The 20,562-nt window shown below is 75.0% G+C and carries 17 protein-coding genes; 5 read left to right on the top strand and 12 right to left on the bottom strand.

The window, feature by feature from the left end; translation table 11 throughout:
• Positions 1–62: 62 nt before the first annotated feature.
• Positions 63–1,496 (bottom strand): bifunctional 3-(3-hydroxy-phenyl)propionate/3-hydroxycinnamic acid hydroxylase, encoded by a 1,434-nt coding sequence (locus RM425_RS01405; protein WP_311343393.1) that lies wholly within the window; start codon positions 1,494–1,496, stop codon positions 63–65.
• Positions 1,497–1,655: 159 nt separating this feature from the next.
• Here RM425_RS01405 and RM425_RS01400 point away from each other — a divergent pair, with 159 nt between their 5' ends.
• Positions 1,656–2,783 (top strand): NDMA-dependent alcohol dehydrogenase, encoded by a 1,128-nt coding sequence (locus RM425_RS01400; RefSeq protein WP_311343392.1) that lies wholly within the window; start codon positions 1,656–1,658, stop codon positions 2,781–2,783.
• A 337-nt stretch (positions 2,784–3,120) separates the two neighbouring features.
• On the opposite strand, the gene RM425_RS01395 is transcribed toward RM425_RS01400, so the two are convergent.
• From RM425_RS01395 to RM425_RS01380, 4 genes are all read right to left on the bottom strand, one after another.
• Positions 3,121–5,001 carry an AAA family ATPase gene (locus RM425_RS01395; protein WP_311343391.1) on the bottom strand — a complete coding sequence of 627 codons (1,881 nt, stop codon included), beginning with the start codon at positions 4,999–5,001 and terminating at the stop codon, positions 3,121–3,123.
• Positions 5,002–5,102: 101 nt separating this feature from the next.
• A complete protein-coding gene (locus tag RM425_RS01390) occupies positions 5,103–5,777 on the bottom strand; it encodes an LPS-assembly lipoprotein LptE (protein ID WP_311343390.1) in 675 nt (224 codons plus the stop codon).
• A gap of 99 nt (positions 5,778–5,876) precedes the next feature.
• Complete coding sequence (locus RM425_RS01385; protein ID WP_311343389.1) at positions 5,877–6,545, bottom strand: phosphotransferase; 669 nt, start codon at positions 6,543–6,545, stop codon at positions 5,877–5,879.
• Between the two features lie 39 nt (positions 6,546–6,584).
• Positions 6,585–7,154: an MOSC domain-containing protein gene (locus tag RM425_RS01380; RefSeq protein ID WP_311343388.1), complete on the bottom strand. Its 570-nt coding sequence runs from the start codon at positions 7,152–7,154 to the stop codon at positions 6,585–6,587.
• Positions 7,155–7,224: 70 nt separating this feature from the next.
• Here RM425_RS01380 and RM425_RS01375 point away from each other — a divergent pair, with 70 nt between their 5' ends.
• Entirely contained in the window at positions 7,225–8,520 is a 1,296-nt protein-coding gene (locus tag RM425_RS01375; protein ID WP_311343387.1) for a M18 family aminopeptidase, read from the top strand.
• An 84-nt stretch (positions 8,521–8,604) separates the two neighbouring features.
• Here RM425_RS01375 and RM425_RS01370 read toward each other — a convergent pair whose 3' ends face one another.
• The gene (locus RM425_RS01370; RefSeq protein ID WP_311343386.1) at positions 8,605–9,441 is read right to left on the bottom strand and encodes a PRC and DUF2382 domain-containing protein; all 837 of its coding nucleotides are present in this window, start codon (positions 9,439–9,441) and stop codon (positions 8,605–8,607) included.
• Between the two features lie 340 nt (positions 9,442–9,781).
• On the opposite strand from RM425_RS01370, the gene RM425_RS01365 reads away from it, so the two are divergent.
• On the top strand, positions 9,782–10,591 hold the full coding sequence (locus RM425_RS01365) for a DUF3097 domain-containing protein (RefSeq protein WP_311343385.1): 810 nt from the start codon (positions 9,782–9,784) through the stop codon (positions 10,589–10,591).
• A 36-nt stretch (positions 10,592–10,627) separates the two neighbouring features.
• Entirely contained in the window at positions 10,628–12,067 is a 1,440-nt protein-coding gene (locus RM425_RS01360) for a hypothetical protein (RefSeq protein WP_311343384.1), read from the top strand.
• A 59-nt stretch (positions 12,068–12,126) separates the two neighbouring features.
• Here RM425_RS01360 and RM425_RS01355 read toward each other — a convergent pair whose 3' ends face one another.
• The 6 genes from RM425_RS01355 to RM425_RS01330 form a co-directional block, all read right to left on the bottom strand.
• Positions 12,127–12,936: a M15 family metallopeptidase gene (locus RM425_RS01355; protein ID WP_311343383.1), complete on the bottom strand. Its 810-nt coding sequence runs from the start codon at positions 12,934–12,936 to the stop codon at positions 12,127–12,129.
• A gap of 91 nt (positions 12,937–13,027) precedes the next feature.
• Positions 13,028–15,706 (bottom strand): FtsX-like permease family protein, encoded by a 2,679-nt coding sequence (locus RM425_RS01350; protein WP_311343382.1) that lies wholly within the window; start codon positions 15,704–15,706, stop codon positions 13,028–13,030.
• Entirely contained in the window at positions 15,703–16,431 is a 729-nt protein-coding gene (locus RM425_RS01345; RefSeq protein ID WP_311343381.1) for an ABC transporter ATP-binding protein, read from the bottom strand. Before RM425_RS01345 ends, RM425_RS01350 begins: the two co-directional genes overlap by 4 nt.
• Positions 16,428–17,003: a PadR family transcriptional regulator gene (locus RM425_RS01340; RefSeq protein WP_311343380.1), complete on the bottom strand. Its 576-nt coding sequence runs from the start codon at positions 17,001–17,003 to the stop codon at positions 16,428–16,430. The genes RM425_RS01345 and RM425_RS01340 overlap by 4 nt, the downstream gene beginning before the upstream one ends.
• A gap of 186 nt (positions 17,004–17,189) precedes the next feature.
• The gene (locus RM425_RS01335; RefSeq protein ID WP_311343379.1) at positions 17,190–18,041 is read right to left on the bottom strand and encodes an aldo/keto reductase; all 852 of its coding nucleotides are present in this window, start codon (positions 18,039–18,041) and stop codon (positions 17,190–17,192) included.
• Between the two features lie 72 nt (positions 18,042–18,113).
• Positions 18,114–19,367, bottom strand: coding sequence for an MFS transporter (locus tag RM425_RS01330; RefSeq protein ID WP_311343378.1), 1,254 nt, complete (start codon positions 19,365–19,367; stop codon positions 18,114–18,116).
• Between the two features lie 134 nt (positions 19,368–19,501).
• Here RM425_RS01330 and moaA point away from each other — a divergent pair, with 134 nt between their 5' ends.
• Complete coding sequence (gene moaA / locus RM425_RS01325; RefSeq protein ID WP_311343377.1) at positions 19,502–20,557, top strand: GTP 3',8-cyclase MoaA; 1,056 nt, start codon at positions 19,502–19,504, stop codon at positions 20,555–20,557.
• Positions 20,558–20,562 lie beyond the last annotated feature (5 nt).

Here is a 20,562-nt window from a genome sequence, read left to right as displayed (position 1 = left end):
GATCGTGCCCGGTCCGGGTGGGGACGGGCGACCGACCCCACCGCGCCACCCGGACGGGCTGCTCAGCGGACCGATCCGACGACGCGGTCCGGGCGGATCCGCACGGCCCGCGCCGGGCCGAGCCAGCGGCGCAGCGTCCCAGTCGGGTCCTCGACGCGGACCTCCGTGCCGTCGGCCCGGTGCACGTCCAGGTCGGCGGTCAGCGTCGCCGCGCCGTCACCCAGGACGTCGTCCAGGCGGCACCGGCGCCCGTCGACCGTGACCCACGGCTGCGGGACCAGCGTGCCCGCCAGCCGGCGCCCGGTTCGCCCGCTCCGGTCCACCAGCGGCCCGCGCAGCGGCGGGGTCCGGCTGTCGGTGGCCAGCCGCGCCACCGCGGGGATCCTGCGCACGGCGGCCAGCACGGCGCGGCGCAGCACCGCCGCGCCCCGACCGCCCCCGGTCATCAGCCGGCCGACCAGCAGGGCCAGCCGGATCAGCGCCCGGGCGTGCGGCCCGCGCTCGGCCTGGTGACTGTCCAGCAGCTCGTCCGCGGCCTCTCCGGCGAGGACGGCGGCCAGCTTCCAGCTCAGCTGGTGCACGTCCCGCAGCCCCAGCCCCAGCCCCTGCCCGACGAACGGCGGGGTGAGGTGCGCGGCGTCGCCCGCCAGCAGCACCCGACCGGCCCGCCAGCGGTCGGCCAGCTGGGCCCGGAAGGTGTACTCGACGGCCCGCACGACCTCCACAGCTGCCGGGTCCACCGGCGCGAGCAGGGAGCGCAGGGCCGCCGTCGTCGTCAGCTCGGCGACGGTCTCCCCCGGATGCAGGCGGAACTCCCAGCGGTAGCGGTCGCCCGTGACCGGCATGCGCGTCGCGGCACGGGCGGGGTCGCAGACCTGGGAGACGCCCGGCCAGAGGGGCAGCGCGACCGGGGAGCGCACGTCCAGCACCAGCCACCGGTCGGCCGGCGCCAGGTCGCGCATCCGGGCGCCGATCAGGTCGCGCACGGTGCTGTTGGCGCCGTCGCAGCCCAGCACCGCAGCCGCCCGGACGGACCGGTCCGCCCCGTCGTCCCGGCTGCGGACGGTCAGCCTCACGCCGTCGCCGTCCGCCTCGAGGCCGGTCACCTCGGCTCCCCGGCGCAGCTCGACCCCCGGCGTACGGGTGACGGCGGCCGCGAGCACCGCCTCCAGCTCGGGCTGGTGCACCAGCGAGCCCTGCGGCCAGCCGTTGAGACCCGCCGCCGGATCGCGGCGGAACTCGGCCAACAGCGATCCTCCGGCGTCGACGAGCCGCAGCCCGGCCAGCGGACGGGTCAGCGCGGCCACCTCGTCGGCGACGCCGGCGTCCTGCAGCACGCGGAACACCTCGTCGTCGAGGTGCACCGCGCGGGGGAGGTCGTAGGGCGTGCGGTGGCGCTCGAGCACCAGCACCCGGAGCCCGCGCCGGGCGAGCAGCAGCGCCGCCGTCAGCCCCACCGGCCCGGCGCCGACCACGACCACGGGCTCCCCGGACACGCCGATCAGTGTCGTCCGGCGCGGCGCGGCGCCGCACCCGGGCCGCCCGGACGGGGCCCCACCTTGACGGGCCGGTCAGACCTGCACAGGCTGTGACCCGGAGCACGGCCGCGTGGCCGTCCCCCCGCCGACGAGGGCGGGACGTCTGAAAGGAAATACGTGAAGACCAAGGGCGCAATTCTGTGGGGCGTGGGCGAAGAGTGGTCGGTCGAGGAGATCGAGGTCGGCGATCCCGTCGCCGGTGAGGTCACCGTCGAGCTGGCCGCCTCGGGCCTGTGCCACTCCGACGAGCACCTCGTCACCGGCGCCACCCCGGTCGGCTTCCCGTCGCTCGGCGGGCACGAGGGCGCCGGCGTCGTCACCAAGGTCGGCCCGGGCGTCACCGGCCTCAAGGAGGGCGACCACGTCGTCACCGCCTTCATCCCTGCCTGCGGGGTCTGCCCCCCGTGCTCGCGCGGCCAGCAGAACCTCTGCGACCTCGGTGCCCACCTGCTCGGCGGCAAGGCGATCTCCGACGGCACGCACCGGGTGACCGCCAAGGGCCAGGGCGTCTCGCCGATGTGCCTCCTCGGCACGTTCTCGCCGTACATCACCGTCAACCAGGCCTCGGTCGTGCGCATCGAGCCGGACATCCCGCTCGAGATCGCCGCACTGGTCGGCTGCGGCGTCACCACCGGCTGGGGCTCGGCGACCAAGGTGGCCGACGTCCGACCCGGCGAGAACGTCGTCGTCATGGGCGCCGGCGGCGTCGGCATGAACGCCGTCCAGGGCGCGGCCGCGGCGGGCGCGAAGCGGGTCATCGTCATCGACCCGGTGGCCAAGAAGCGCGAGTGGGCCATGGAGATGGGCGCCACCCACACCTTCGCCAGCATGGAGGAGGCCACCCCGGCCATCAACGAGCTGACCTGGGGCCGGATGGCGGAGAAGACGATCATCACCGTCGGCGACATCCAGGGCGAGGACGTCGCCGCCGCCATGAGCGTCACCGGCAAGGGCGGGCGCGCGGTCGTCACCGGCATGGGCAGCTTCGACAAGGTCGACGTGAAGCTCAGCCTCTTCGACCTCACGCTGATGCAGAAGGACCTGCAGGGCGCCATCTTCGGCGGCCTCGCCCCGCGCAACGCCATCCCCGAGCTGCTCTCGCTCTACCAGGAGGGCCAGCTCAAGCTCGAGGAGCTCGTCACGACCAAGTACGAGCTCGAGGACATCAACCAGGGCTACCAGGACATGCGCGACGGCAAGAACATCCGCGGCATGATCGTCTACACCGACGCCGACCGGAAGTGATGCGATAACACCGTCGTCCTCCGGGCGACACCGCTACAACTCCGTCGTCCTCCGGACGACACCGCGGCCAGGAGCCGTACCCCCGGGGAGTGGAGCCCATCCAGCCACTCCTCGGGGGAGCCTCCGGGCTATCACACCGTCGTCCTCCGGAAGACACCGCGGCCAGGAGCCGTACCCCCGGGGAGTGGAGCCCATCCAGCCACTCCTCGGGGGAGCCTCCGGGCTATCACACCGTCGTCCTCCGGACGACACCGCGGCCAGGAGCCGTACCCCGAGTGAGCGGAGCGAGTCCGCACCGCTCCTCGGGGGAGCTTCCGGCCCCCCGCTCGTCGGGTACCTAGCCCAACAGGCGCGTCAAGGCGGGCCCGAGGTCGGTCAGGGACCGCACCGGCTCCATCCGCCCGCCGCCGCGCGCGGCCAGCAGGCGGGCGGTGTCGAGGGCCTCGTCGCTGGGCAGCGGGCACAGCACGTGCAGCCGGTCGATGCCGGCCAGCGCCGACTCGGCCGGCTCCCCCGACGTCGACAGGCAGTCCGACAGCAGGACGACGACCCGCTCGTCGGCCGTCGCCGGCACCAGCTCCCGCCGGGCGCCGCGGAGCGCGCCGGCGATGTCGGTCTTGCCGTGCCCGCGCAGTCCCACCAGCTCCAGGACGACGTCCTCGGCCGCCCGGTGCCTGCCCAGGGGCTGCAGGACGGTCACGTCGTCGGCGAAGGTGAGCACGCCGGTCTGCAGCCGCTCGTCGGCGGCCAGCACGACGCCGGCGGCGGCGACCGCGGCGATCGCGACCCCCAGCCCCTGCATGGACCCGGACCGGTCGACGACCAGGCAGACGGCCCGTCGCGACCCGGTCCAGTTGCGGGTCACCAGGTCGTCGGCGGCCGGGGGCCAGATCCCCGACCAGCGGTCCAGCGTGCGGTCCAGGTCCAGGTCGCCCTCGGGACGGCGGGTCGGCACCAGCCGCCGGGTCCCCCGGGCGCGGGTGGCACCGACCCGGCCGACCTGGACGAACACCCGGGCAGCGAGCCGGCGGGCGGCCGACCGCAGCTCCCGGTCGGTGGCGGTCGCGAGGTCGGCCAGCAGCGCGGCGGCCGCATCGGGATCGGCACCCATCAGACCGGCGAAGGCGTCCTCGTCCAGCTCGCCCACCTCGGGGCTCACCGACGCGAAGGACTCGTGCCGCAGCTGCATCTCCCGGCGCCCGGTCGTGCGCGGTCCGCGCCGGGAGGCCGCGTCGCGGCGCGGCGTGTTCTGCTCGGTGCCCGTCTCAGCCGACGGGCCGGGGGCTTTTCCCTGACCACCACCACCGAGGAGACCCGCGTCGTCCGGGGAGCCCTCGCCGGGGTCGGGTGGCACCGTGCCCACCGGCCACACCTCGTCCAGGATCTCGTCGAGGACGGCCTCCGGTGTGCGCTCCACGCCCTCGGCGACCCGGATCCGACCCGACAGGGCGGCGTGGGCGGCGTCCCGCGCCGTCTCGCGGCCCCCGTCCAGGTCCTCCCCGCGCATCCGCAGCAGGCCGTCGAGCAGCAGCACCAGGTCGATGGCGCCGCGCACCGACGAACCGGTGCGCAGGTCGCGGTGCTCCCGGGTGGCCCGCACGAGGCGGACGGCGAGCGCGATCTGCGGCGCGCCGGCCCCGGTGACGCCCGCGACGATGGCCCGCTCGGCCTCCTCCGGCTGGTAGCCCAGCACGACGCGGCACATCCGGTCGGCGATCGCCTGGCCGACGCGCGCGGTGCCGATGGCGTCGAAGGGGTTCATGGCCGCGATCAACCGGAAGCCCGACGTCGCCCGCACCGTGCCCAGCCGCGGCACGGCGATCTCGCCCTCCGTGAGCACCGTGATGAGGACGTTGAGCGTCTCCTCGGGGATGCGGTTGAGCTCCTCGAGGTACAGCAGGCCCGCGCCGCGCATCGCCGTCAGCAGCGGCCCGTCGGTAAAGTTCTCCGGCAGGTAGCCACCCGCCAGCACCGCCGACGGGTCGTACTGCCCGATCAGCCGGGCGGGGGTCAGCTCGGCGTTCCCCTCCACGAAGACGACGTCCTGGCCGGTCTCGGCCGCCACCGCGCGCAGCAGCGTGGACTTGCCGGTGCCCGGCGGGCCCTCGAGGACGACGTGCCGGTGGGTGGCGAGCGCGACGGTGAGGACCTCCCGCTCGCGCCCCAGCCCGACGACGGAGCCGTTCGCCGGGGGATCGGTCGGGCGTGCGACGGTCATGGGGCCTTCCTGGGGGCGCGGCCGGACGGCCGTCGGGCGAGGACGGGACCGGCCGGGACCCCGGTGCGAGGTCCCGGCCGGCCACCGGTGGTGCGGCGGACTCAGCCGCCCATGACGCTCTCGAGGTCCATCACGTCGTCGGGAGCCGAGATGTCCTGCTCCTCGCCGTGGTCGCTGAAGGTCACGGTGCCCTCGGAGTCCCCGCCACCCGACATCTGCAGCGGGTAGGGCGGGTCGTCGTCGGCGACGGTCAGGCTGCTGCCGTCCTCCTGCTCGACGATGACGACGTCGTCGCCGTCGAGCTCGTCCGTGCGGGTCTCGTCCTTGATCTCGCCATCGGGCGAGCGGAGCTCGTCGGCGATGCCGGCCAGGGAGAACTCCGCGAAGTCCTCGGCGGCGTCACCGGGGACGGCGACCCACTGGTCCTCGAACTCCGCGGCGGCCTCCTCGGGCATGCCGAAGGACGCCCAGAACTCCGGGGCTGCCTTCATGTAGACATCGCCGCCGACGCTGATGAGCTCGATCTCGACCCCACCGATGCTGATCGACCCGGCGGCGTCGTCGCCCTGCAGCTGCAGGTCGACCTCGCCCTCCTCGCCGTCGGTGGTCATCGTGCCGGACATGCGGACCGCACCGGAGTCCTCGAGCGCGTCGGCGGCCAGCTCGGCGACCTCGGACCCGGTCTTGCCCTCGACCGGGCTGTCCCCGCCGCACGCGGTGAGCAGGAGGGTGCCGGCGACCAGGGCGGCGGGAGCGGTGAACGAACGGATGCGCATGGGACTCCTCGGACGTCGGACCCGGGTTCCCGGGCGCCGCCGATCCTGCCAGGCCGGGGGCTGCGCGTGGGCACCCCCGACATCCACGGGGTGACCGGGCTACTCGTCCGGCAGCCCGGCCAGGTGCCGGATCCGCCGGCGTTCGCGGACGCCGAGGTTGCGGTCGGCGAGCCGGCGGGCGGCGGCGGCCGGCAGCGCCGACGTGAGGTCCAGCCCGGCCGCCCGCCGGAACAGCCGGGCGAAGGAGCCCTGGGCGGCCGCCACGACGGCGGCCCGGGAACGGCTGCCGGGGACGCTCGCCGCCGAGATGACGAGCCACGCGTCGGCCACGTCGGCTGCGGCCGGTCCGCGGGCCGCGTTGGTCCAGTCGATGACCACCGGGCCGGACGGCGTCAGGAGCACGTTCTCCGGGTGCAGGTCCAGGTGCAGCAGCGCGTCGCCGTTCCCGGCGGGGGCGTCGAGCCAGGCCGGCGCCGGCACCGCGTGCACCAGCTCGTGCAGCCGGGCCAGGGTGCGCGCCTGCCCGCCCATCGACCACGGCCGGCGCACGAGCGCGTCGGCCATCGTCGGACCGGCCACGCGCGCCATCACCAGGTCCGGACCGGCCACGTCGTGGACCTCCGGGACCGGCAGGCCACGGGAGCGCGCGTACGTCATGACCGCCGCCTCGCGTTCCGCCGAGCGGCCGGCGTCCCGGTAGCGACGCAGGACCCGGTCCCCGTCGAGGGCGAAGACATCGGCATCGCGCCCCGCGCCGACCAGCTGCACGGGCAGGAGTGTGGCAGAGCCGCGGGGCCGCCGGTCCGCTCAGCGGCGTGCGACGGGGCGGACCGGCGCTCCGGCAGCGGCCGGATGCAGCGGCACGCCCGAGCGGAGGACGGCGGGCCCCAGCCGCAGCACACCCCCGGTGAGCGCTGCGCAGCGGACGCCGGCCCGGCCACGCAGCCCCCGGTGGGCACCCGGCGCGAGCACGGTGTCCAGCCAGGCGCAGGGATTCGCCGGACGGCCGCCCCGCAGACGCACCTCTCCGCTGCCGCAGTCCAGGGAGAACTCCACACCGCGCAGCGCCTCCACCTCCGCCCCGCGGAGCACGACGGTCCGGCGCATCAGCAGCGGGTCCAGGGGGCCGGCCCCCAGCTCCGCGGCGAGCGCCTCGACCGCCTCGGCGGCGAGCACGGTGAGCTGCGCGTCGCGGTGCGCGGCCCGGCCGGCATAGCGGTCGCCGACGACGCCGTACCCCGCGCGCACCTCGATCTCCTGCCGACGGTCGTCGTCCTGCTCGGGCACGACGCCCCCCGGCCGCCCGTCGTAGCGGTGCCGGGGCGCGGCCACCAGCCCGACGACCTCCACGTCGTAGCGGTGCGGCAGCTCAGCCACGGGCGGACACGTCCCGCAGCATCCCACCTCGGCGTCGGCCGCGGCCTCCCCCGTCGGGCACGATGGCGGCATGCCCACGCCGGATGCGCCCCCTGCCGACGACCTCGCCCTCGGCGACGACCTGCGGGCCTTCGTGGACGCGTCCCCGTCCCCGGGACACGCCGTGGCGGAGCTGGTCCGTCGGCTGAGCGCCGCCGGCTTCACCGAGCTCGCCGAGATCGACCGGTGGACGCTCGCCGCGGGCGGACGGCACTACGTCGTCCGCCACGGCAGCCTCATCGCCTTCCGGCTGGGCAACGGGCCGCTCGGCGACACCGGCATGCGGCTGGTCGGCGCGCACACCGACTCCCCGACGTTCAAGGTCCGCCCGCACTCCGGCATCCACCAGGCCGGGTACCGGCTGGTCGGTGTCGAGCCCTACGGCGGCGGGCTGTGGCACACCTGGCTGGACCGGGAGCTGACCGTGGCCGGGCGGGTCGCGCTGCGCGGCGGGGGCACGGCACTGGTCCGGCTGCCCGGGGCACCCCTGCGCTTCCCGTCGCTGGCCATCCACCTCGACCGGTCCGTCCGGGAGGGGCTGACCCTGGACCCCCAGCGTCACCTCGTGCCGGTCTGGGGCGGCGACCTGGGCGAGGAGCCGGGGCTGGTCGAGGCCGTCGCGGCCGCCGCGGGAGTCGGCACCGACGACGTCGTGGGCCACGACCTGGTGCTGGCCGACACCCAACCGGCCGCGCGCGCCGGCGCGGACGGCAGCTGGATCGCCGCCCCGCGACTGGACAACCTGACGTCCTGCCACGCCGGCCTGCTGGCACTGCTCGCCGCGCCCGCCGGGGAGCGCACCCAGGTCCTGGTGTGCAACGACCACGAGGAGGTCGGCAGCGGCTCGATGGCCGGCGCACGGGGGAGCTTCCTCGAGGACGTCGTCCGCCGGCTGGCCACGGCCACGGACCCGGGCGACCCGGAGGCGGTGCACCGGGCGATCGCGCGGTCCTGGCTGGTGTCGGCGGACATGGCGCACGGCGTGCACCCCACCCGGGCGGAGCGGCACGAGCCGGCGCACCAGCCGCGGCTCGGAGGTGGCCCGGTGGTGAAGCTCAACGCCAACCAGGCCTACGCGACCGATGCGGCGACCGGGGGCTGGTTCCGCGAGCGGTGCGGCGAGGCCGGCGTGCCGGTGCAGTCCTTCGTCATGCGGGCCGACCTGCCGTGCGGCAGCACGATCGGGCCGCTCACGGCGACCCGGCTGGGGATCGCCACGGTCGACGTCGGCATCGCGCAGCTGGCCATGCACTCGTGCCGTGAGCTGACGTCGGCGCTCGACGTGCCGCTGATGGTCGACGCGCTGACCGCCTGCTTCACCGACTGACGACGAACGACGACCGGCCGGGGCATCTGAGGTCGCCCGGCCGGCCGCCGCCGTCTGTCGTCCCCGGCGTTACCGGGGCGGAGGTCAGATCCGCCGGTCGTTGTCCGTGGCGCCGTCGACCTCGATCTCCTCCTTGCGGAGGTCGGCCGAGACCTGCTCCTGCTCGGTCACGGTGGTCTTGTCCAGGCGGACGCGCTCGACGGGCACGGCCTCCTTCTCGACGACGGCACGCTCGGCGTGGAGCGTGACCTCGTGCTCCTCCTCGCTGATGGCGGGGCCGTCCATCGCGTTGCCCACGTTGCCGTCGGTGATGGGCTCGCGCTCGACGCGGACCTCCTCGTGCGCCACCGGCACGGTCTCCGTCACGTTCTCGTTGACGACGTACTTGCGCAGGCGGGCCCGGCCCGTCTCCTCGCTGCGGGTGCCGACGTTGAGGCGCTCCTCGGAGCGGGTCATGGCGTCGTCGGTGGTGGGGCCGGAGGTGTCGTGCCCGACGGTCCCGTGCCGGTTGGTGTCGGTGTCGGTCGTGCCACCGGCGGCCATGCCTGCGGTGCCGGCGGACGCCATCCCGGTGGTGGACTCGGTGCGGTCGGTGCGACCGGTCGTCCCCGTGCCCATGCCGTAGTAGCGGTAGAGCTCCTGCTCCTCCTGCGGCGACAGGTGCCCGTCGGTGTCGATCTTCGGGGCGTCCTTCACCCGGTCCTTGCTCACGGGTACGCGGAGGCCGTCGTTGGTGAGGTCGGCATCGCGGATGGGCACGAAGGACTCCTTCGTGCCGAACATGCCGGTGCGCACGGTCACCCATTCGGGCTGGCCGGTCTCGTCGTCGAGGTAGACCTCTCCGGCGGAGCCGATCTTCTGGCCCGACTCGTCGTAGACGTCCTTGCCGATAACGCGGTCGAGAGTGTCGGTTCCGATCATGGTGAAATGCGCTCCCATTCCTGCTCAGGGTGTTCGCGGTCACTCTCTTGGGTGACCGTGACGAACGATGCGAAACGACGGGCGGGCGCCCGCCACGCCCGACCGCGTGACTGCTGAGCTCCGGTTAGCCGTGACATACGGTCACTTCAACCGGCCCGGCGCCCGCATCTCTCCTGCTCAGCGCGGTGGGACATGCGGTCAGGACACCCGCGTTGCGGGGTGCAACCGTTCCGACCGGTCGACCACGAAGAGCGACCTCCGCCACACTCGGGCGTGTCGGGGCAGCCGTCCCCGGCGCGTCCTGCGTGACCCCCGACGCCAGTCTGCCTAGCGTCGTCGGGTGCCTCCCCGTTCGCCGTACGACAACCTGGTCCACCCGCGCGCCGTCAAGAAGCCGGTGCCCACGGTCGACGCCGAGAAGGACCTCGTCGTCGAGGACCCGAGTTCGGGGTTCGTCGGTGCGGTCGTGCGCTGCGAGAAGGACGTCGTCCACCTGGAGGACCGCCACGGACGGGTCCGGGGCTACCCGCTGGGGCCCGGCTTCTGGGTGGAGGGACGGCCCGTCGTCCTGGTGCGGCCCAAGCAGACGGCGCCCACGGCCCCGGCGCGGAGCGCGTCCGGCTCCACGTACGTGGCAGGCGCCCGGGCCCGGGTGGCCCGCGAGGGCCGCATCTACGTGGAGGGCAAGCACGACGCCGAGCTCGTGGAGAAGGTCTGGGGCCACGACCTGCGCATCGAGGGCGTCGTCGTCGAGCCGCTGCACGGCGTCGACGACCTGCCGGGCATCGTGCGGGAGTTCCGGCCCACGTCCGGACGTCGGCTCGGCGTGCTCGTCGACCACCTGGTGCGCGGCTCCAAGGAGAGCCGCATCGCCGAGCAGATCACCGGCGAGCACGCCCTGGTCGTCGGCCACCCGTTCATCGACATCTGGCAGGCCGTCAAGCCCTCGGTCGTCGGGATCACGGCCTGGCCGACCGTGCCCAAGGGCGAGGACTGGAAGACCGGCGTCTGCCGGCGGCTGGGCTGGGAGGACGACACCGGCTACGTCTGGGCGCAGCGCATCCTGGCCCGCGTGCGCACCTGGACCGACCTCGAGCCGCAGCTGATCGGCCGGGTCGAGGAACTGATCGACTTCGTCACGACGGACTGACCCCCGTTCCAGACCGGTCGCGGGCAATCTGCTCCCGTGACCTCGCGGAGCAGGGTGCGGACGACGGTGCTGGCCTGCGTACTGGTCGCGGGCGTGACCGGGTGCGCGGACGCAGGCAAGGGCCCCACGCGCCCGCCGGCGGGCGGCGAGGACCTCGTCGTCGACGATGAGCCACTCGAAGTACCCGCCCTCCTCGACCCGGTGCCGGACGGGTTGATGCTCACCGAGCTGTCGTACGACCCGCCGGGGAGCTACCTCCTCTACAACGAGACCTCCGGGCGCTACGAGCCGTCCCGCGCAACCCTGTACGGCAATCCCGATCTGGCTGACACCCTCGACGGGCCGGTTCTGCTGGTGGGGACCAGCACAGGCTCGGCCACCATCGCGGGCCCGGGATACGAGGCGCCGGGCGAGGAGGTCGATCTCGGCGGTGGACGGACCGGCCGGGTGGTGCCCGACGCCGACCGGGTCTGGGTCGTGATCGAGCACAACGACTACACCGAGTTCGTCGTCGGGCGGGGCATCGACGAGGACGAGCTCGTCGCCGCGGCGCGCGGAGCGGATTTCGAGTCAGGCACCGCGGCGCTCGCGCCGGACGACGTCCCGGCCGGGCTGGAACCGCTGGTCGCCGGCAGCCCGCAGGACAGGCCGGGCGGCGGTTCGGGCGAGCGCATGTTCTTCCAGGGGAGCGCGAGCTATCTCTCCGTGTACGCGGTGCGCGCCGACCCCCGCCTCGCCGCGCTGTGGGGGTTCTGGATCGAGGACGCCTCGGGCACCGAGGTGCGTGGCCATCCGGGCTCTGCGGGTGACCTCCAGGGGGCGAACGTCGGGGATCCGGAGGCCCGGGGGCGGGTGTGGGCCGAGGACGGCATGGTCGTGGCGGTCGTCCTGACCATGGACGGGGACGGGGACCGGGAAGAGGACTCGGACCGGCTGCTCGACCAGGTGGTCGACAACTTGCGGGTGGGCACCTGGGAGGAGTTCGAGGCGCTGGACGGGGAGGTCCGGACACGTCCGCCGACCCGCGAGGAGGCGGGCTGCGGTCTGGACGGCGGATTCGTCAGCGGCGTCGAGGGAGCGATTCGCTGGGCGTTCCAGCTGACCCCTGGTTCCGTCGCCGGCAGGGACGAGTGGCTGACCTGCTTCGTCGAGCTGGCCTCCGGCGGGGGCGGCTCCACCCTCGTCCCTGCGCCGGTGGGCGAGCTGGTCGTCGACGCGATGGGGTCGAGCAGCGGTGCCGGTGGCATCGGCTCCACGGCGCTGGGCGGCGTAGCCCCGCCTGACACCGCCAGGGTCACGGTCACGACCGCCGACGGGCGCGCGCTGCTGGCGCAGCTCGCCGACCAAGGCCCGCGTTCCGGCGAACGGGTCTGGGGCGCCTACCTCCTGCAGGTGCCGCCGTCGGCCGGCGGCCCGCCGCTCACCGTGACCGCCTACGACGCGGCGGGCGCCGTCCTGGACAGCACGCCCGTGTAACCGGGGCGACGCAGTCACCCGTGGCGCACAGGCCTCCGCCCTCGCCTGCCCGGTCGCGCTCAGCCGAGCGCGTACTCCGGGGCGGGCGGGAGGCCGAAGAACTCCTCCAGGGTGGCGACCCCGGTCTCGTGCATCTCCGTGGCGAGCTCCGGGCCGACGTAGCGGAGGTGCCAGGGCTCGTACTGGTAGCCGGTGATCTGCTCGGACCCCGCCGCGTAGCGGACGAGGAAGCCCGAGCGGTGCGCGTTGGCGGCCACCCAGCGGCCCTCCGGGGTGTCTCCGAAGCAGCGCTCGATGTCGCACCCCCCGCCACCGACGTCGACGGCCAGCCCGGTCTGGTGCTCGCTGTGCCCGGGGCGGGCGCTGCGCTGCTCCGCGCCCTCGGCGCCGAAGCGGCCCACGGCGTCGGCGAACAGGCCCTCCTGGTACTCGTAGGAGCGGTAGGCGCTCTGTACGGCGATGCCGTGCCCCGCCGCCGCGGCCTCGGCCTGCAGGTCCGCTACCGCGAGCGCCGCCTCGGCGCGGAGCAAGTGCCCGCCGCCGACGTCGACGAGGTCCGCCGGCGCGTACCCGACCGGGTCCAGCGGCCGCAGCTTGTTCACGACCACCCAGGTGCTGTCCGGGGAGTCGAGCGATCGCTGGGTGCGGTCGAAGGCCGGCGGCGCAGGCGCCGGAGTGGGAGGGCCGGCCGGGGCCGCGGTGGCGGCGGCCGCCGCGGGTGACGGCGTCGTCGGCGGCGCGCCCGACGGGGTTCCGGTCAGCGCGCCGGCGAACGACGGCGGACGCAGCAGGACCGCCGCGGCCACGGCCGCACCGACGACCAGGAGCAGGAGGGCGAGCGCGAGGAGCGGGCGGCCGGGTGATCGCACGGCACGGTCGGTGCGCAGGGCGACTCCCCTCGGTTGCCGTTCCCTCGCGGTCACGGCGCCGGAGGGTTCGGCCGCCGATCATGCCCTCCCGCTAGGCCATCCGGCGCGCCATGGGCAGCCGGGAGCGGACGAACAGCCCGGTGACGGCGACGGCGACCAGTGGGACGGCAACGCCGACGGCGGCCAGCACCTCCCACGGGATCTCGAGCACCGGATCGACCCCGTAGCCGTAGTCGGTGCTGGTCAGCGGATAGGCGACGGCGATTCCCGGCGCCATCCCCACGGCGACCCCCAGCACGGCGCCCCCGCCGCCGACGATCGCGGCCGAGGCCATGGCCATGGACCGGCGGGTGCGCGGCGCGGCGCCCACCGCCGCCAGGGTGGCGAAGTCCGGCCGCGCGTCGGTGAGCGCCAGCCCGGTGGCGGTCAGCGTGGCGATGAGCACGAGCGCGCCGCCCACCCCCACCAGGATCAGCCGGGCCAGCGCGAGGTCGTCCTGCCAGCCGCGCTCGACCTGCAGGCCGCCCTCGCCGGTCGCGGCGGCCAGCGCCTCGTCGATCCGTTCCTCCTGCTCCTCGGTCACCGGGTCGCCGGGGCCGCCGGTCACCAGGGAGGTCGTGCCCACCGGCATGGGGAGCTGCCCGGTCAGCGACGGCGGCACGACCACGAGCGCCGGCACCTCCACGCCCCGCGTCCCCGCCTCGGGCAGCGGCACCTGGACCGCCGGCAGCTCCGCGGTCCCCTCCACCGCCGCCGGCGAACGCACCACCGTGGTGGCGCCCGTCTGCAGGTCGTACTCGACGCCGACCACCGTCACCCGCCCGGCGTCGTCAACGGCGCCCGACCCGAACACCGCGGCGCGCCCGGCGTCGAGGGCGTCGTAGACCTCCCCCGGCAGTTCACCGGTGCTGACCGTCCGCAGCGCGTCGGCGTCGGCGACCAGCAGCTCGCCGTGCGTCGTCATGACCGCGTTCGCCTCCCGCGGGTACCAGCGGCAGATGGACACACCTCCGGCGCATCCGTCGGCCAGCACCGCCACCTCCGCCTGCGTGTCCGTGTTGGTCCAGACGTTGCCCCGCAGGCGGTGCACCGGCCGGCCGGGCGCCTCGCGGGTGAGGACGCCCACCACGGCGTCCCAGTCCGCCTCCGCCATCTCCCCGTTGCCGTAGACCTGCCCGGCACCCATCGGAGCCGCGGCGACGTAGTCCCGCTCCGCCTGGGCGCTGTCGCTCGCGCTGCCGATGGCCAGCGCGGTCACGCCGGCCACGGTCGCCATCACCGCGGCCACCGCCGGCGCGGTGCGGCTGCGGTTGCGGGTCGCGTCGCGCACGGCCAGCCGTCCGGAGACCGGCAGCCAGCGCGCCAGCGGAGCGAGCAGGCCGACCAGCCACGGGGTCGCGACCACGATGCCCACGACCAGCAAAACCGCACCACCGGCGACGGCGAGCTCCGTGCCACGGGCACCGAGGACGACCAGCGCCAGCCCCGCCCCGCCGAGGACCAGGCCGGCCACGGGGGAGCGCCACGAGGTCCGCACCTGCCCACGCCGCCCGGCCAGGGCGTCGACGACGTCGGCGCGTGCGGCCTGCCGGGCGGGGAACCAGGAGGCCGCGACGCCGGCGAGGAGCCCGACGGCCACGGTGAGGGCGACGTCGAGGACCGGCACATCGAAGGGGCCGAACACCTGGTCGCTGCGCGCCTCGATCACCGGGATCGCTGCCCCGGCCAGCCCGATGCCGGCCGCTGCGCCCAGGACCGCCGCGCCGCCCCCCAGCACCACCCCGTTGGCGAGGACGATCCGCCGCAGGTCACCGGCGGAGCCACCGGTGGCCCCGATCAGGGCCAGGTCGCGGCGCTGGCGGCGGACGCCGACGGCGAACGCGGGCCCGGCCAGGAGCACCACCTCCAGGACGAGAGACGCGATGACGAGTGCGAGCACCGCCGTCTCGGCCGCGTTGCTGCCGGCCTCGTCGTATCCGACGTCCCGGGCGGGCAGCCAGGCCGCATCCGGCGGCGGATCCGCGGCCACCTCGCGGGAGAGCACGGCCAGGCCGCGCTCGTTGAGCGCCTGCACCTCCGGCCAGCCCAGGCCGCCGGGCACGGTGGCGTAGAAGCGGCTCAGCGGGTCCCCGAGGAGCCCGGCGTCCTCCGCGGGGAGGACGACGAAGTCGCCCGAGCGGTCCGGCCACCGGACGACACCGACCACCTCGGCCGGCACGTCGTCGCGGGTGAGCCTGATTTCCTCGCCCAGCCCCGCGGCACGCTGCACCACCTTCGGGCTGACCGCGATCTCCCCCGCGCGCTCGGGCAGCCGTCCCTCGACGACCTCGAAGCGTCCCTCGGACATCGGGTCCACGGCGTCCTCGGCGTAGCCCTCGACGCGCGCGTAGCCGCCCTCGGTGCCCACGTAGATCCAGCCGGTCACGCTCTCGACGACGCGCGTCCCGTCGGGCAGCACGCCGACGACCTCGTCCCGGGTCCACGGCGGGTCCGCCGTCGCCGCCTTGGCCCACACGATGCCGCTGGCCGGGTCGACGGCGATCGCCTCCCGCGACTCGCCGCTGAGCCGGGCATCCGCACCGCCGAGCGCCGCGGGCAGCGCCTCGGCCGGGCCGACCTCGGAGGTCCGGAACAGCGTGTCCCCGCCCGCGATGGCCATCACCGGCAGCCCGACCATCAGCACGACCAGAACGGTGCGGCCCTTGTGCCGCAGCGCGTCGCGCCGGGCGATGCGCAGCGCCAGGCGCCAGCGCGCGAACCAGCCGGTCACGCTCCGCCGCCCGTGGCGAGCAACGACTCCGCGCCCGGCACCGGGCCGCTCTGGTCGACCACGACGCCGTCGCGCAGGAACACGACGCGGTCGGCCCAGGCGGCGTGCCTTGCCTCGTGGGTGACCAGGACGCCGGCCGCGCCCGCCTCGCACCGGGCCCGCAGCACCCGCAGCACCTCCTCGCCGGTCTGCGAGTCCAGCGCGCCGGTCGGCTCGTCGGCCAGCAGCAGCCGGCGCGGACCCACGAGGGCGCGGGCGATGGCCACCCGCTGCTGCTGGCCGCCGGACATGTCGTCGGGGAAGCGGCCGGCGAGGTGGCCGACGCCGACCTCCTCGAGAGCGTCCCGGGCGGCGCGCCGGGCCAGCCCGCCGCGGGCGCCGTCGAGCTCGAGCGGGAGGGAGACGTTCTCCAGCGCGGTCAGCGAGGGCAGCAGGTTCAGGTCCTGGAAGACGTAGCCGATGCTCCGCCGGCGGACGGCGGCCACCTGCGCCGCCGAGAGCTGGGCGAGGTCGCGGCCCTCGACGACCACGGCGCCGGAGCTGGGCGTGTCCAGGCCGCCGGCGATGTGCAGCAACGTCGACTTGCCCGAGCCCGACGGGCCCATGACGGCCACGAGCTCGCCGGGATGAACGGCGAGGTCGACGCCGCGCAGCGCGTGCACGACCGTGTCGCCCTGCTGGTGCTCACGGGTCACCCCGCGCAGCAGGAGCATGGGGGCGGTCATCGCTGCGCCGCCCGGTCGGTGGCGGCCGGCGCGGCGACGGTGTTCTGCGGCCGGCGGGCGGCCGCCCGGGCCACCCGCGCCTCGCAGTGGTCCAGCCAGCGGATCTCCGCCTCCGCGCGGAAGACCAGCGAGTCGAGGACCAGCGACCAGGCCAGGTCGTCGTCGGCACCGCGGGTCTTGAGCCGGGTCAGCTCCTGGAGGGTCGCCATCGTCCCGGTCCGCTGGGTCTGCACGACGGCGAGGACGTCGACGCCCGGGGTGGTCACCGCCAGCGCAAGCTTGATCGCCAGCTCGTCACGGGGCGCGCTCCTGGCGCTCACCGGCGAGCGGAACCAGGTCTGCACCTCCGCCCGGCCGGCATCGGTGAGCCGGTAGGCGATCCGGCCGTCGGGGTCGGGCTCGCCGTCCTGGACGACGAGGCCGTCGCGCTCCAGGCGGTCGAGGGTCGTGTAGACCTGCCCGACGTTGAGCGGCCACGTCGCGCCGGTCGAGGCGTCGAACTGGGCGCGCAGCTGGTAGCCGTGGCTGGGACCGCGCTCCAGGAGCGCCAGGAGACCGTGTCGGATGGACATGGATACGGAGTATGCATACTAGGTATGGGTGTGCCAAGGACCTCCGTCGTGTCGTGCGGACACGGCGTCGGGCGACCCGCGGCGCGGGAGCCGGAGGTCTCCCGCCGCGGACCGCGGACCCGCTCAGCTCACCGCGCCCGGCTCCCTGGCCGCGGTGTGACGCCGATCCTCACAGGGTGCACAGCGTCACGGGACGTAGTTGAAGGTGTCCGGGTCGGGGCCGGTCCGCTCCCCGCGGTCCAGTCCGGTGAGGGCCGCCATGTCCGACGTCGACAGCTCGAAGTCGAACAGCGCGAAGTTCTCCTGCATGCGCTCCCGGGAGGACGACTTCGGGAAGACGACGTCGCCGCGCTGGACGTGCCAGCGCAGCACGACCTGGGCGGGCGTCCGCCCGATCCGCTCGGCGATCGCGGTGATCGCGGCGTCGCCCAGCACCCGGCCCTGCGCGATCGGCGACCAGGCCTCGGTGACGATCTCGTGCTCGGCGTCGAACGCGCGCAGCTCGTCCTGCGCGAGGTAGGGGTGCACCTCGATCTGGTTGACCGCCGGGCGGACCTCCGTCTCGGCGAAGAGCCGACGCAGGTGGTGGGCGTTGAAGTTGGAGACGCCGACGGCCTTGCTGCGGCCGCTCGCGTAGATCTCCTCCATGGCCTTCCAGGTCTCGACGTAGTCGACGTCGATGCCCGGCAGCGGCCAGTGGACGAGGAACAGGTCGAGGTAGTCGGTGCCGAGGTCGGCCAGAGTCCGGTCGAAGGCGCGCAGCGCGTCGTCGCGACGGTGGAAGCCGTTGTTCAGCTTGCTGGTCACGAAGATCTCGCCGCGGTCGATGCCGGAGCGGGCGATGGCCTCGCCGACACCCTTCTCGTTGCGGTACATCTCGGCGGTGTCGATGTGCCGGTAGCCGACCTCGAAGGCCTGCGACACGACGTCAGCGGTGTCCTCCGGCGGAACCTGGTAGACGCCGAAGCCGAGCTGGGGGATCTCGACGCCGTTGTTCAGAGCGATGGTGGGCACGCCGGAGACGGGGGCTGTGGGCACGAAGGATCCTTTCGGAGGTGAGGGACGGGCCGTGCGCCGCGATGGGCGGCGTGCGATCGACCGGTGCACGACCTACCCCTTGATGCCACCCTCAACCAACTGCTCGCCGGGGCCGCCCCCGGCGCCCGGGACCCGCTGCCGCAGCAGGGGTGCGCCCGCCAGCGAGAGAACTCCGGCGCACGCCGCGGCCAGCGCCGGGACGGCGAACGCGGTCTGCGCACCCCAGGCGTCGACCGCCGCTCCGGCCAGCGCCGAGCCGGCCGTGACGCCCAGCGTGAGGCCGGTGATCGTCCAGGCCAGCGACTCGGTGAGCACCCCGCGGCCGACGCGGGACTCCACCAGCGAGGTGCCCGACACGAGCACCGGCGCGATGGTCAGCCCGGCGAGAAAGCCGCAGACCACGAGCCCCGGTAGCGAGCTCACCGCCCACAGCAGCTGGGCGGCGACACCGAACGCGACCGCGGTGCCGACGAACCGGGCGGCCAGCGAGCGGGCCGGCCGGGCGAGGCCGTAGGCCAGCCCGGCGACCAGGCTGCCGCCGGCGAAGACGGCCAGCGCCGCGCCGGAGAGCGCCTTCGCCCCCTCCGCCTCGGCGAAGGCGATGACCACCACGTCGATGGCGCCGAACACCGTGCCCACGGCCAGGTAGCTGAGGACGACGACGAGGAGGGTGGGGGTGAGCACGGACCGCCGCCGGCCGGGCGTCGTGTCGACCGGGTGCAGCGGCGGCTCGCTGGACCGCTGGGCGGCCAGGGCCAGGCCGCCGCCGACGCCCAGCGCGATGCCGGTGAGGAAACCCACCGGCGGGGCGATCAGCGTCGCCAGCAGGGTGACCACCACCGGCCCCAGGACGAACACGAGCTCGTCGGCGACCGCCTCGAAGGCGAATGCGGTCTGCCGGCCGGCGGAGTCCAACGCCGCGGACCACCGCGCCCGCACCATCGAGCCGACGTTCGGCGCCGACCCGCCGGTCAGGGCCGCGAGCAGGAACCAGCTCCACCGGGGAGCGCCCGCCTCGACGGCCACCACGAACGCCGCACCGGTCAGCAGGAGGGCGACCATCGCCAGGCGCAGCACCACCCCCTGGCCCCGGCGGTCCATGGCGCGGGCCCACTGCGGCCCGGCCAGGGCGTAGCTCAGCGCCAGCGTGCCCGAGACGGCACCGGCCAGGCCGTAGCTGCCGGTCGCCTCCTCCACGAGCAGGACCGCACCCAGGCCCAGCATCGGCGCCGGCAGCCGGGCGACCCAGCCGGCGAAGGAGAAGGCCCGCGAGCCGGGGACGGCGAACAGGCGCAGGTAGGGATCGAAGACGGTGCGGGGTGACACGGGCTCTCGCGCTTCCTGGCCACGGGCGAGTGCGGGCCCTGGGCTCCGCCGGTCCCTCGGGTGGCCCCGCGAGACTAGCGGGGCTGCCGGGCGCACCGGCATCGCAATTCCGTCAGCGCGGCTACATTCGGGCCATGACCGGTGCCGAACTGCCCGACCCGGTGATCCGGCGCGCCGGTGACGCCCCGGCTCCCGGCAGCGGCGGGCTGGTCGACCGGCACGGCCGGGTCGCCACGGACCTGCGGGTGTCGCTGACCGACCGGTGCAACCTGCGCTGCACCTACTGCATGCCGCCCGAGGGGCTGGACTGGCTGCCCAAGGTCGAGGTGCTCACCGACGAGGAGATCGTCCGGCTGGTCCGGATCGGGGTCGAGCAGCTCGGCATCGACGAGGTGCGCTTCACCGGGGGCGAGCCGCTGCTGCGCCCCGGGTTGGTCGGCATCGTCGCAGGCGTGACGGCGCTGGCGCCGCGGCCCGAGGTCAGCCTCACCACCAACGCCATCGGCCTGGCCCGGGTGGCGCCGGCGCTGGCCGCCGCCGGGCTGGACCGGATCAACGTCAGCCTCGACACCGTCGACCGCGACCGGTTCACGCAGCTCACCCACCGCGACCGCTTCGACGACGTCCTCGCCGGGCTGGCGGCCGCCCAGGCGGCGGGCCTCACCCCGGTCAAGGTCAACGCCGTCCTGCTGCGCGGGATCAACGAGGCCGACGCCGTCCCGCTGCTCGACTTCTGCCTCGAGCACGGCTACCAGCTCCGCTTCATCGAGCAGATGCCGCTGGACGCCCACCACGCGTGGACCCGCGGCGAGATGGTCACCGCCGAGGACATCCTCGGGCGGCTGTCGGCGGCACACAGCCTCACCCCGGACACCGAGGCCCGGGGCTCCGCCCCCGCCGAGCGCTGGCTGGTCGACGGCGGCCCCGCGACGGTCGGCGTCATCGCCTCGGTCACCCGCTCGTTCTGCGGCAGCTGCGACCGCACTCGGCTGACCGCGGACGGGCAGATCCGCAACTGCCTGTTCGCCCGCGAGGAGTCCGACCTGCGCACCGCCCTGCGCGAGGGCGCCAGCGACCAGGAGATCGCCGACCGCTGGCGGATCGCGACGCTCGGCAAGCTCCCCGGTCACGGCATCGACGACCCCAGCTTCCTGCAGCCCGCGCGGCCCATGTCGGCCATCGGCGGCTGACCGGC

Origin of the sequence: Blastococcus goldschmidtiae (assembly GCF_031845325.1) — a bacterium.
Classification (GTDB): Bacteria; Actinomycetota; Actinomycetes; order Mycobacteriales; family Geodermatophilaceae; genus Blastococcus; species Blastococcus goldschmidtiae.
This window is presented reverse-complemented; position numbering and strand designations above follow the sequence as displayed.